The 12,280-nt window shown below is 45.1% G+C and carries 10 protein-coding genes; 9 read left to right on the top strand and 1 reads right to left on the bottom strand.

The features are described 5' to 3' along the window. The 4 genes from JFC08_RS12175 to arfB form a co-directional block, all read left to right on the top strand. Window positions 1-630: SDR family NAD(P)-dependent oxidoreductase (locus JFC08_RS12175; protein WP_198330892.1), on the top strand; the 630-nt coding region annotated here is incomplete at its 5' end. A 184-nt stretch (window positions 631-814) separates the two neighbouring features. Continuing rightward, the gene (locus JFC08_RS12170) at window positions 815-1,579 is read left to right on the top strand and encodes an SDR family oxidoreductase (protein ID WP_244656477.1); all 765 of its coding nucleotides are present in this window, start codon (window positions 815-817) and stop codon (window positions 1,577-1,579) included. 216 nt (window positions 1,580-1,795) lie between these two features. After that, window positions 1,796-2,650, top strand: coding sequence for an HpcH/HpaI aldolase/citrate lyase family protein (locus tag JFC08_RS12165; protein ID WP_198330890.1), 855 nt, complete (start codon window positions 1,796-1,798; stop codon window positions 2,648-2,650). 60 nt (window positions 2,651-2,710) lie between these two features. After that, window positions 2,711-3,124 (top strand): alternative ribosome rescue aminoacyl-tRNA hydrolase ArfB, encoded by a 414-nt coding sequence (gene arfB / locus JFC08_RS12160; RefSeq protein WP_198330889.1) that lies wholly within the window; start codon window positions 2,711-2,713, stop codon window positions 3,122-3,124. A gap of 119 nt (window positions 3,125-3,243) precedes the next feature. On the opposite strand, the gene JFC08_RS12155 is transcribed toward arfB, so the two are convergent. Beyond that, window positions 3,244-4,443 (bottom strand): sugar transporter, encoded by a 1,200-nt coding sequence (locus tag JFC08_RS12155; RefSeq protein ID WP_198330888.1) that lies wholly within the window; start codon window positions 4,441-4,443, stop codon window positions 3,244-3,246. A gap of 404 nt (window positions 4,444-4,847) precedes the next feature. Between JFC08_RS12155 and JFC08_RS12150 the strand changes: the two genes are divergently transcribed. The 5 genes from JFC08_RS12150 to nhaC all read left to right on the top strand — a co-directional run bounded on the left by JFC08_RS12150 (window position 4,848) and on the right by nhaC (window position 12,276). After that, window positions 4,848-5,795: a LysR substrate-binding domain-containing protein gene (locus tag JFC08_RS12150; protein WP_060491374.1), complete on the top strand. Its 948-nt coding sequence runs from the start codon at window positions 4,848-4,850 to the stop codon at window positions 5,793-5,795. Window positions 5,796-6,024: 229 nt separating this feature from the next. After that, window positions 6,025-7,296, top strand: coding sequence for a 2-aminoadipate transaminase (locus tag JFC08_RS12145; protein WP_198330887.1), 1,272 nt, complete (start codon window positions 6,025-6,027; stop codon window positions 7,294-7,296). Window positions 7,297-7,491: 195 nt separating this feature from the next. Continuing rightward, entirely contained in the window at window positions 7,492-8,892 is a 1,401-nt protein-coding gene (gene hglS, locus JFC08_RS12140; protein ID WP_227697765.1) for a 2-oxoadipate dioxygenase/decarboxylase HglS, read from the top strand. A 170-nt stretch (window positions 8,893-9,062) separates the two neighbouring features. Next, window positions 9,063-10,553 (top strand): L-piperidine-6-carboxylate dehydrogenase, encoded by a 1,491-nt coding sequence (gene amaB / locus JFC08_RS12135; protein ID WP_198330885.1) that lies wholly within the window; start codon window positions 9,063-9,065, stop codon window positions 10,551-10,553. 262 nt (window positions 10,554-10,815) lie between these two features. After that, entirely contained in the window at window positions 10,816-12,276 is a 1,461-nt protein-coding gene (nhaC, locus tag JFC08_RS12130) for a Na+/H+ antiporter NhaC (protein WP_198330884.1), read from the top strand. Window positions 12,277-12,280 lie beyond the last annotated feature (4 nt).

Raw genomic sequence — 12,280 nt, 5'->3', positions numbered from 1 at the left:
GCTGCGGTTGCCAAGCAAGCTCAAGACGCTGGCAACAGTATCGTCTTCAAAAAAGTAGACGTGACCAGTGATGACGAAGTGCGTGCGTTGTTTGATTTTGCAGTAGAAACGCTTGGTGGCCTAGATGTGGTGGTAAATAATGCTGGTATCGACCATAAGCCTTCGCCAATGCATGAGCTAAGCGATGATGATTTTGATCGCAATATCGCCGTGAATTTAAAAGGTGTATGGCACTGTATGCGCGCCGCCGTCAACTGTATGCTACCTAATGGTGGTGGTCATGTGATCAACGTAGCATCTATTGCTGGCTTGCGTTCAGCACCGATGATCTCAGCCTACAGTGCGGCTAAACACGGCGTTATGGGTCTGACCAAGTCCGCTGCCCATGAGTACGCGCGCGCCAATATTCGTTTTAACGCGGTCTGCCCAAGCTTCATCGATACGCCAATGGTACGCAATACCATGGCAATGATGGATGAGCGTACGCAGCAAGCAACGGTTAAGGCCAGTCCAATGCGCCGTCTGGGAGATGTTAATGAAGTGTCTGCCGCGATTGCGTGGCTTGCCAGTGATGAGAGTACCTTTATGAACGGTCATGCCTTTACCCTAGATGGTGGTATGCTAGCGTAACTGCGACTGTTGAGGGCTGATTGTTCAATTCGTTAGTGCTCGATAATCGCTGTTAGATATGACAGCGATTATCTGCGTTTAGTTATCCAATTTTAGACGCCTGTTTTGGATACCTATTTGGGATAGATGAATTTAGCGCTCAAGAATGATGGAAAATATAAAGTTTATAAAAATATAAGGAATCATGATGAAAGATTTATTTGATTTAACCGGTAAGGTTGCTTTGGTTACTGGCGCTAGCCGCGGTATTGGCGAATCTATTGCTCGTTTATTGGCATCAAGAGGCGCGCACGTGATCGTCTCTAGCCGTAAAATTGATGCTTGCCAAGCAGTCGCTGATAGCATCATCGCAGATGGTTACAAAGCCAGTGCTTTTGCTTGTCACGTGGGCGAGATGGCACAGATTGATGCGATTTTTGAGCATATTAAAAGCGAGTTTGGCCAAATCGATATCTTAGTTAATAACGCTGCAGCCAACCCATATTATGGTCATATCTTAGATACAGATTTAGCGGCTTTTGATAAGACCGTTGAAGTCAATATTCGCGGTTACTTCTTTATGTCGACAGCCGCTGGCAAAATGATGAAAGAGCAAGGTGGCGGCGTGATTTTAAATACCGCATCGGTCAATGGCTTGGTTGCAGGCGACAAGCAAGGTATCTACTCAATCACCAAAGCGGCGGTCATTAGTATGACTAAAGCTTTTGCCAAAGAGTGTGGCCCACTTAATATCCGCGTCAATGCGTTACTACCGGGTCTAACCGATACCAAGTTTGCCTCTGCCTTGACGACCAATGATAAAGTCTTAAAAATGGCATTACACTCGATTCCACTAGGACGCGTTGCGAATCCTGACGAGATGGCTGGTACGGTATTGTATCTGGTGTCTGATGCCTCAAGTTATACCACAGGCGCGACGATCGTTGTCGATGGCGGTATGTTAGCTTAATCAGCAAACTACAGCATATAAGTTGAAAGAAAAACTTACTATTAAAGATCGCATGAGATTTCTTTTCATGCGGTTTTTTTCGATTTGATTTTTGATCGAGTGTCTAAATACGCTTAGTGTCATTGCATCGATAGATTATTAATTTAAAGTAAAAATAGGCTGTGTAATGGCATAATAAAGGTACTAACAGCTACTTGAATAATATAGGAATCAAGCATGGATTCAGTGACCAATCATAAAATAAATATAGTCTCTCAAAATAAAACATGGCTATTCGTGCCAGCGACTCGCATCGACAGAGTAGCCAAGGCTTTTGCTAGTGGCGCAGATGCGGTTATTGTCGATTTAGAAGATGCCGTTGCACCAGAAGATAAAGCAGACGCCCGTAAAGCATTACAACAATATCATGACAGTGCAGATTATCAGCCGATTTGGCTACGGATTAATAGAGCAGGCAGTGATGAATTTATAAAAGATATCGCGCTTTGCCAGCAGATGCCCAATTTTGTAGGAGTTATTCTAGCAAAAGCTGAGCAAATATCAGATATCGAAAAAGCCTATCAGGGTACTGGGCTGTCTATTGTTGCACTCATAGAAAGTGCGATTGGGTTGTACCATATTGATGCGATGGCTAAAGTGTCGGGCTTGGTCGGATTTAGCTATGGTTTCTTAGACTTGTGCAATGATTTGCGAGTACAAGTGAATACATCTGCTGCTGATATCGTTGCCAATCAGATTCGCTATCAGTTGGTGTTGACCTCTAAAGTACATGAGCTAGCAGCGCCCATAGACACCGTTTATCCTGATTTCAATGATGAAGTAGGGCTAAATGCCCGAGTGCAACTATGGTCACAAATGGGCATGTCTGGGATGCTTTGTATCCATCCAAAGCAAGTGCTGAGGGTTAAGCAATCTTTGCAACCAACTGAAGCTGATATTGAGTTTGCTAGACGTGTGCTAGAGGAGTATGAACAAAGCGGGCAAGCGGTATTTAAGATAGATGGTCAAATGGTAGATGCGCCAGTGATTGCGCGCTGTCGCCAGCTATTAGGTTATTTATTGACGAAGTAGCAGGGGAGCAAATAATGGTTTATTATGCATCATACTTATTTATGATTTAAAAAGAGCTCTATGATTTTCATTAGCAATACCATTAGCCTTAATGACAATGAAGTAGAAATTAGCGCGATACGTGCGCAAGGGGCAGGCGGGCAAAATGTCAATAAAGTGTCGTCTGCTATCCATCTGCGTTTTGATATCCATGCCTCAAGCCTGAGTGATGTGCATAAGCAGCGTTTATCAGACAGTAAAGACAGCCGAATCACCAAAGAAGGCGTGTTTGTGCTTAAAGCGCAGCAGTTTCGTACGCAAGAGCGCAATAAGATAGATGCCTTGGAGCGGCTGCAAAGCTTTATTATAAAAGCCACTCATGTCAATCAAACCAGAAAGCCGACTAAACCTAGCAGAAATGCCAAGCGTAAACGCGTTGATGCAAAGACTCAGCGCGGAAAAACAAAAGCCTTGCGCGGTAAAGTGGATTTCTAATGGGTGGCTTATTTCCTATTTTTAAATGAACGAGAAAGCAAAATGCCAGCTTATTTAAGAGGCTGGCATTTTTTATAGTCTTATTTACTATCAGGTCTTTAGCTATCTTAGTCTTTTGCTTAACCAAGTCTTCTACTTAACTCGGGAAAGCGCTTTATCATAAACAGCATCAATAGCAGTGCCATACTAGCGATAGCCGCGCCAACATAGCCCACACTCGATATGGAAATATGCGTTACTGCATAACCACCAAACAGCGCACCGGCGCCAATCCCTAAGTTAATAATCCCTGAGAACATCGACATCAGCATGTCTTGCGCTGTGACATCAACCATGATGACTTTGGCTTGCATGGAGATAATTAGCAGCATAAGCGCGGCGCCCCAAAGTAGCGCAATCAAGCTCAGCGCCCAGATGGAGGTCACGGCAAATAATAGCACCAGCATAGATATCAGCATTAATATAATCGATATCAGCATTAATCTGGTATTAAAACGATCACCCCAGCGACTGAATATCACACTGCCCGCAATCCCAGCTACTCCAAATAATAGCAAGACAACAGTCGCGGCGTTTTCACTAATAGCACCAACCTGCCGCATAAAAGGCTCGATATACGAGTAAGCGGTATAGTGAGCGGTAAAGACCAATAAAATGAGTAGATACAAACAGACCAATAAGGGGTTTTTAAGCAATTCTGGAATTTTTCTAAACGAGCCTTCAAACATACTTGGCAGCGTTGGCAATAGCCTTGCTTGCAAGATAAACACGATAAAAGCAATCACCCCAATACCGCCAAAGGTTGCCCGCCAGCCAAACCATTGACCGACTAAGCGCCCTAGTGGCACGCCAAGCACCATCGCCAATGAAGTACCGGTCGCAAGTACACTAAGCGCCAGTGCTTTTTTGCCTTCTGGTGCTACGCGTATCGCAATCGCTGCGGTGATTGACCAAAATATCGCATGCGATAGCGCAATACCAACACGACTAATAAGCAATACATCAAAGCTCCAAGCAAATACAGACAACACATGGCTGGCAATAAAAACCACAAACAAGCCCAAAAGTAAGCTTTTGCGCTCAAAGCGGCTGGTTAGCAGCATCAATGGCAATGACATCGCCGCGACAATCCACGCATAGAGCGTCAACATCCAGCCAGTTTCTGCTGTAGTGATGGAAAAATCTTGGGCGATGTCACTTAATAGGGCAACGGGGACAAATTCGGTGGTATTCATAATAAAGGCGCTGACGCCCATTAAGAATACTTGGAAATACTGAGTTCGGCGAGCATTTGCGCTCACCTCAAGGTTATGTTTCATATGATCCAATACAAATAAAGAAGGCGCTAATAGTGCAAATTAGCTGAAAAATAATTCATGAGTTTAAGAATAACGGCGGCATAGGTCGTAATGATGAAAAAGAGGAGGGCAAGATAGCAAATCAGTTGCGGTATGTCAGAGCCTATCATCAGACCCTACTATTTTATCAGGAATCGACGGTGTTTTTTGTAGGAGAGTCTTTAAAATTAGCGACCGAATAATTGGTTGAATGGTTAAGTAAATCTAATGATGACATCAGTGTCAGTTACATAGTGCTTATAGTGAGGTATCGCTATTTACGCTTGAATATAGGTATGATGACGCCATAGGCTAGGAATGCCTGATAACGTGATTTTAAATAATCATTGATATTTTAATAAGATGGAATAAAAGAAAAGCAATCTATGAAAACAGACACCAATAAACCATTAGCCTTTAGAAGATATCCTTCAACAACGGCGCTGCAATGTTTTGAGACCGCTGCTCGTCATTTGAGTTTTACCAATGCCGCGCAAGAGATGCACATGACCCAAAGCGCCATCAGTAAGCAAGTGGCGCAGTTGGAGGAGATGCTAAACCTGTCTTTGTTTTATCGGACGCCGCACCGGATTTCATTGACCCCTGCTGGCAAGTCATATTATCTTGAAGTGTTAGAGATTTTAAAACATATCGAGGTGGCAACCACCAATTTGATGTCGCATAGTAGTAATACTGAGCTGCTAAAAATTGTCTCGCATCCGACATTTTGTGCCCGTTGGTTGATTCCAGCACTCAGTGGCTTTAGTCAAAAATATCGGCTTATCAACCTAGATATCAAAGAGCTGGTAGGGCCGTTTTTTTCTGAAGACCAAAATGTTGATATTGCTTTTTTATATGGCGATGGCATGTGGGGCAATATGGAGGCCATAAAATTGTTCGATGAATATTGCGTTGCGGTCTGTCAGCCGCAGTATTTGCGAGATAAAACACTGAGTACCGAGTGTTTAGATGACTATGTCCTATTGCAAATAAGCTCGCGTTTAAGTGCGTGGTATGAGTACTTTAAGCAACAAGATATCAGCGTCGACGGCACCTTTGTAGGACCACGTTTTGAGACTTTTCATGCTTGCATCTCTGCCGCCTTACTGGGCTATGGTATAGCCTTGGTGCCGTTGCGTTTGGTTGAGCCTGAGCTACAATCAGGCGCTTTAGTCATGGCGTGGGATTATGCGGCAAAGGGTCGCGGCAGCTATTATGTGACTTATCCTGTTTCTTCGGGACAATCGCATAAGGTCAAAGCAGTTTTAGAATGGATTACGGCTTATTTAACAATCTCAGATCAGCGTGAAAAGGCGTTAGGGCTTGCTTTATAATTTATATCTTATTATTTTATCCTACAAAGTTATCTGCTGTGAGAATTTAACAAGCTAAACCTAAAAAACTGCCTTAATACGCAGTTTTTTTTGTTTTTAAAGGATTCGTTTAGGAAGTTGATTCACTGGTAATGACAAAAAGGAATGCCACCACAACTATTATTCGTTTGCTGCCGGAATGATGTTTTGTTGAAATGAGTCTAACTCAAGGAAGAGATAGAGATTCATCATGGATAAGCTTTATAACGTGACCGATGCCTTTACGATGGTGCATCCGCTCACGCTCGTCAAAGGCAAAAATGCCAGAGTTTGGGACAACAATGACCGCAGCTATATCGATTTTGTCGGTGGAATTGGTGTTTTAAACTTTGGTCATTGCCACCCTCACATCGTTGACGCCATTATTAATCAAGCCCAGTCGCTGATTCACTATGCCTACAATGCGGCAGCGCATCAGCCGTACCAAACCTTTATGCCTCGATTGTCTGAGCTGGTGCCTATCAACGGCGAACTGGCAGGCATGCTGACTAACTGCGGTGCAGAAGCCACCGAAAATGCCATAAAAATCGCTCGTCTAAAGACAGGTCGCACAGGCATTATTGCCTTTGATGGCGGCTTTCATGGGCGCACACTGGCTGCCGTTAATCTCAATGGTAAGGTCGCGCCTTATAAGCGCGGGCTTGGTGCATTGGCCAGTGGCGTTTATCACATTCCTTTTCCCAGTCCCGATAACAATATCAGCGACGAGCAAGCGATTGACGCGCTCCAGCGTTTATTTATGGTAGAAACTGATATCGACAATATCGGTGCCATTATCGTCGAACCTGTACAAGGGGAAGGCGGTTTTCAATTGTTGTCGCCCACCTTTGCGCAGTATCTACGTAAGTTTTGCGATGAACACGGCATGTTACTCATCATGGACGAAATCCAATCTGGTTATGGTCGTACGGGTACGCCGTTTGCTTTTACTCATTTAGGGATTGAGCCTGATCTTATATTACTTGGCAAGAGTATTGCAGGTGGCTTGCCTTTAGGCGCAGTCATAGGGAAGGCTAGTGTGGTCAATGGTCTACCTAAAGGCAGCTTGGGTGGTACCTATTCCGGCAATCCAGTCGCCTGCGCCGCGGCCAATGCCACGCTTGATATCATGGAAGCCGATGACGTTTGGCAGTTAGCCAAGCATTATGCACAGACGATTGAGACGACCATCAGTCAATGGCAACAAGAAGGTATTTCACCTTGGTTGTTTGGTCTTACGGGTATCGGTGCGATGCGCGGTATCGAGCTGCGTCATCCTGAGCATGATGTGCATCCGAGTGTGATGGCGCAAGTATTAGTGCAAGCACGCGAACGTGGTCTACTGCTGATGCCAAGTGGGCAATATCGCCATATCATCCGCTTATTGCCGCCACTAACCATAGAACCTGAGACTCTAAAAGAAGGGTTAGCTATTCTAAAAGAGGTGCTCATCGCACTTCCTGATGGGTTACCTGTCGCTTAATGTTTAGGAATGTTTAGGAATGTTTAGGAGTGCTTAGGATGGATAGCGCATCGCCATAACCAAATGCTCGAAACCAAATATCGATTACTTAAAAATTTCTTAACCCTATTACAAGGATGTTTATCTGTGAAAAATAATAGCGTCAGTCCAGATAAGGATTTTATCTGCAGCGATGATATACGTCATCATTTTTCTATGGCCATGTCAGCCATGTACCAAAACGAGGTGCCGCTATACGGTGACTTGGTTGATTTGGTCAGTGATGTCAATGCCGAGGTGTTGACATCACACCCCGATGTCAAATCACAGCTGCTACATACGGGCGAGATTGAGCGTCTGAGCATGGAGCGCCACGGGGCGATTCGACTGGGTACCGCAGCAGAGCTAAGCATGATGCGCCGTCTCTTTGCGGTGATGGGTATGTACCCTGTTGGTTACTACGATTTAGCGCCTGCTGGTGTGCCAGTCCACTCAACAGCCTTTCGTGCACTTGACTCGCATTCATTGCATAAAAGTCCTTTTCGCGTATTTACCTCGTTATTGCGTTTAGATTTGATTGCCGATAAGACCTTACAACAAGAAGCCACGGCCACATTGGCGCAGCGTCAGATATTCACTGCTGGCGTTATTGAGCTTATTGAGATTTTTGAGGTGCAAGGTGGTTTGACTGCTGCGCAAGCAGAACAGTTTGTCCAAGAAGCGCTAGAGACATTTCGCTGGCATGATAAAACGCCAGTGGCAAAAGCGCTCTATCAGCGTCTATTAAATCAGCATCCGCTGGTCGCAGATGTGGTCGGCTTTAAGGGTCCACATATCAATCATTTAACGCCTCGAACCTTGGATATTGATGCGGTGCAACAAGGCATGCAAGCTCGCGGTATACCCTCAAAGGCCATCATCGAAGGGCCGCCACGTAGAGCGTGTCCTATCTTATTAAGGCAAACCAGTTTTAAAGCACTACAAGAAGCGGTTGGCTTTAAAGTTTCTGATACCTCAGACCTTAGCAATGGGGGTTATGAGCAAGGGCACCATACCGCGCGCTTTGGAGAGATTGAACAACGCGGTGTGGCGTTAACGCAAAAGGGCCGCGCGCTTTATGATGAACTATTGGCCGCAGCTCGCCGCCAGCTTGGTGTTACCCCAAATGAGGACAATGCGGCTCAATACAATCAAATTTTAGCCGAAGTATTTACCGCTTTTCCTGATGATTATCAAACTCTACACGAAGAGGAGCTAGCGTATTTTTATTACCAGTTGACGGATAGCACCCTTGATTCTGAAGATGGTCAAGCGTTGTTGGCCGCGACCTTAAGCACTGATGACTTGAATAAAGTGCCTAATGCTAAGCTGACTGCTCTGATTAATGATGAAGTGCTTCGCATTGAACCTATCGTTTATGAGGATTTTTTGCCCGTCAGTGCCGCCGGTATCTTTCAATCGAATCTGCAACAGGCGCAGCCAAGCCAATATGACGGTTACTCAAGCCAACAAGAGTTTGAGCGTGATTTGGGCGCCGCTATTTATGATGAGGTGGCATTGTATGAATCGATGCAAGCTCAAAGTCTTGAGCAGTGCCTGTCTAGTGTTAGTATCTAGTACAAATTATGCTAGAAATGTCTAGCGTATAGCCGACTTATTAGTACGTCATTCCAAAAAGGAATGACTGCAAGAAATTTATTATTTTGCAACTTAGCAGGTAGCAGGGTAATTTTATAAGTCAGTCAAGGACGTAGTAAACCATTATACCAATATGCAAGGGATTGATTATGATTAAGCAATATATGTCTGCAATGGGCGTAGAAGAAACACACTATCAAAATGGCGACTTTGAAATCACCACACCAATTGATGGCTCAGTCATCGGTAAAGTCACATTAGATACAGTGGCCGATGTCGATACTAAAATCCAAAATGCCAAACAAGCCTTTCAAGAATGGCGTGTCGTTCCTGCCCCTAAACGTGGTGAGCTGATTCGTCTGTTGGGGGAAGTCCTGCGTGAGCACAAAGAAGATTTAGGTATCTTGGTATCGTTAGAAGCCGGAAAAATCAAAGAAGAAGGCCTTGGCGAAGTACAAGAAATGATTGATATTTGTGACTTTGCCGTGGGCGTATCGCGTCAGCTTTATGGTCTAACCATCGCCTCAGAACGCCCAGGTCACCACATGCGTGAGACATGGCATCCACTGGGTGTCATCGGCGTTATCTCTGCCTTTAACTTCCCTGTTGCGGTTTGGTCTTGGAACACTGCATTGGCCATCGTCTGTGGCAACCCTGTCATCTGGAAACCTTCAGAAAAAACCCCGCTCGTAGCCTTAGCGTGCCAAGCGTTATTTGAAAAAGCCTTGGCAAAATTTGGTGAAGCACCAGCACATTTATCGCAAATCATATTGGGTAAAACCGATATCGGTAATGCGCTGGTTGAAAACAAAGACATCGCTTTAGTCAGTGCCACCGGCAGTACGCGTATGGGCCGAGAAGTAGGACCTAAAGTCGCTGAGCGTTTTGGTAAATGCTTGCTTGAGCTTGGCGGTAATAACGCCATGATTTTGGCACCCACTGCCGATTTAGATTTGGCGCTACGTGGCATTCTATTCTCAGCAGTGGGAACGGCAGGGCAGCGTTGCACCACCTTACGCCGTCTGTTCGTTCATGAGTCGGTCAAAGACGATATCTTACCGCGCGTTAAGTCTGCTTATGAGACGGTGAGCATTGGTCATCCGCTGGAAGGCAATTTGGTCGGTCCACTGATTGATGAAGACAGCTTTAATAACATGCAAGCGGCGTTAGAAAAGGCTCGTAAGACTGGCGGTAAAGTCACGGGCGGCGAACGGGTGCTGATGGATAAATTCCCTGATGCTTATTATGTGACTCCGGCGATTGTTGAGCTTGATGAGCAAAATGACGTGGCACGTAGTGAGACGTTTGCGCCGATTTTATACGTCATGCCTTATAAAGAATTTGACGATGCGCTAGCGATGCAAAACGATGTGCCACAAGGGCTGTCATCTTGTATCTTTACCAATGACTTACGTGAAGCTGAAACTTTCCTCAGCGACCGCGGTAGTGATTGCGGTATCGCCAACGTCAACATCGGCACCAGTGGCGCTGAGATTGGCGGCGCATTCGGCGGCGAAAAAGAAACCGGCGGTGGTCGTGAATCAGGTTCAGACGCATGGAAAGCTTATATGCGCCGTCAGACCAATACGGTCAACTACTCAACCGAGCTGCCACTGGCGCAAGGCATCAACTTTGGCTAATAACAATGTGACGTGATGTGACGCTTGTTAAGTAGGATCAGCGCTTATTTAGCAAGCCAATTATTAAGTATTTATTATTTTAGTACGAAAGCCTGCGGAAGTGATGAGTAACTATTCATGATTTCAAAGACAGGCTTTTTACTCCCTTTGCCGTAACCTTTTTCGCACTTTTTTTCGCATTATCAGCAGCCATGGATTGGTTGTTTCCACTACTGTTGTATCTATGACAGTAGTATCCACTACTAAGGAAGGTAGGTATCTTATGATGGATGATAAACCTTATGACGAAGCTAAAGATGGCTACGGTCCGTCTTCTAGTTTTTTATTAGATATTGCACCTCTGGTGTTGACTGCCATTATTCTGATGGTGCAGTTTTTTGTATTCAAAGATTTTACCCCTCACATCCCCTTAGCTTGCGGTATTTTAATCACCGGCTTGTTTATGAAGCTGCGTGGCCGTGACTGGGATGGCATGGAACAACGCTTTTTAAAGGTTGTCAAAATTGGTTTACCGGCCATGATTATCTTGATGGGCGTTGGTATGCTCATCGGTGCTTGGATTATCGCTGGTACGGTTCCCACGATTTTATACTACGGTTTTAGCGTTTTTTCTCCTTCATCATTCCTAGTCTCTGTCTGTATCATCTGTGCCATTATTTCTGTCGCAACCGGTACCTCTTGGGGCACGGTTGGGACGGTTGGTCTTGCCATGATGGGTATTGGGCTAGGCTTGGGCATCCCGCCGTCACTAACGGGCGGTGCTATTGTTTCTGGCGCTTTTTTCGGTGACAAAATGTCTCCATTATCTGACACCACCAACTTAACACCAGCCGCTGCCGGTGTTGACCTTTGGGAGCACATCCGCGGCATGTTGCCCACCACGGTACCTGCTATGGTGACTGCATTGATTATCTATGCTTGGATTGGTATGGGTTACGGCGCAGAAAATGTCGATTTAACCTCAATTAAAGAAATTCAAACTTCGCTAGCGGCCAATTATAACCTCAGTATTATTACGTTATTACCGGCTGTTGTCGTTGTCATTGCAGCGGTGATGAAAATGCCTGCTATTCCAACGGTATTGTCTGGTGTGGTGGTCGCAGGATTGGTCGCCTTCTTTATGCAAGGCGTGGGTGTGCATGACATTTTTACGGTCTTACAAAATGGCTTTGTCAGTGAAACGGGCTTTGCTGTCGTGGATCAACTGCTGTCTAAAGGCGGCATTATGTCGATGACATGGGTCGTGACCTTAACCATCTTTGCTTTAGCATTCGTCGGCTCAATTGAGCATTACGGTACGCTAAAAGCCATCATGGCAAAAATTAATAAGATGGTGAAATCGAGATTTGGTTTAGTGATGACCACGTATGCCAGCACGCTTGGTGTTGGTACGCTCATCGGTGACGTCTATACCACACTGGTGTTGCCAGGTCGTTTATTAAAAGACAAATATCAAGAAATGGGCTACAAGCGTACCACGCTTACTCGCTCTATTGAAGATACGGGAACCCTGTTATCTCCGCTTATTCCTTGGAACATGGGCGGTAGTTTCGTCGCGGCAACACTAGGTATTGCGACACTCACTTATGCACCATTCGCCTTTGCCTGTTGGTTATCACCGCTATTTGGTTTGTTATGGGTGTTCTTAGACAAATTTATCCCCCGTGAAGAACCTATTGTTAATAACGACACAAACACGCTCTCCACTGTAGATAATGCGTAATTTA

Origin of the sequence: Psychrobacter cibarius, from assembly GCF_016107535.1 — a bacterium.
GTDB lineage: Bacteria > Pseudomonadota > Gammaproteobacteria > Pseudomonadales > Moraxellaceae > Psychrobacter > Psychrobacter cibarius.
The sequence above is the reverse complement of the archived record's forward strand: the minus strand, read 5'-3'. Positions and strand labels throughout refer to the sequence as shown.

Excerpts from the sequence above, each read along its gene's own strand:
- JFC08_RS12170 (WP_244656477.1), top strand. The coding sequence starts at position 815 with ATGATGAAAGATTTATTTGATTTAACCGGTAAGGTTGCTTTGGTTACT.
- JFC08_RS12165 (WP_198330890.1), top strand. The coding sequence starts at position 1,796 with ATGGATTCAGTGACCAATCATAAAATAAATATAGTCTCTCAAAATAAA.
- arfB (WP_198330889.1), top strand. The coding sequence starts at position 2,711 with ATGATTTTCATTAGCAATACCATTAGCCTTAATGACAATGAAGTAGAA.
- JFC08_RS12155 (WP_198330888.1), bottom strand. The coding sequence starts at position 4,443 with ATGAAACATAACCTTGAGGTGAGCGCAAATGCTCGCCGAACTCAGTAT.
- JFC08_RS12150 (WP_060491374.1), top strand. The coding sequence starts at position 4,848 with ATGAAAACAGACACCAATAAACCATTAGCCTTTAGAAGATATCCTTCA.
- JFC08_RS12145 (WP_198330887.1), top strand. The coding sequence starts at position 6,025 with ATGGATAAGCTTTATAACGTGACCGATGCCTTTACGATGGTGCATCCG.
- hglS (WP_227697765.1), top strand. The coding sequence starts at position 7,492 with ATGGCCATGTCAGCCATGTACCAAAACGAGGTGCCGCTATACGGTGAC.
- amaB (WP_198330885.1), top strand. The coding sequence starts at position 9,063 with ATGATTAAGCAATATATGTCTGCAATGGGCGTAGAAGAAACACACTAT.
- nhaC (WP_198330884.1), top strand. The coding sequence starts at position 10,816 with ATGATGGATGATAAACCTTATGACGAAGCTAAAGATGGCTACGGTCCG.